1 pseudogene is annotated in these 324 nt (G+C 64.5%); it reads left to right on the plus strand.

Annotated features, from left to right (window positions below):
* A pseudogene (locus Q5Y72_RS19805) lies at nt 1-324 on the plus strand (tyrosine-type recombinase/integrase); the annotation flags it as partial.

Here is a 324-nt window from a genome sequence, read left to right on the forward strand (position 1 = left end):
GCGGCGCGGGAGCGGGCAAAGGAGTTGCGGCGCGAGATCGATGCCGGGGGCGATCCGCTGAGCGCGAAGGAAGACGGGCGGGACGCACCCCGGTTCAGGGATCTGGTTGACCGCTATGCCGAGGTGCATCTGCCGAATCTGGCGAAAACCAATGCCTCGGATCAGCGCTCGATGCTGACGAAGCTGGTGGGCCCGGAGTGGAACAACAGGCTGGTGACCGAGATCACGCCCTATGATGTGGAAAAGCTGCTGAACCGGATCGCCGAGGGCCGGTGTCGTCCCCATAAGGCAAAGCCGAACAACCGGGCAAGGAAGCTGCAGGGC

The sequence above is a fragment of the Paracoccus spongiarum genome (genome assembly GCF_030732095.1).
In the GTDB taxonomy this organism is placed as follows: domain Bacteria; phylum Pseudomonadota; class Alphaproteobacteria; order Rhodobacterales; family Rhodobacteraceae; genus Paracoccus; species Paracoccus spongiarum.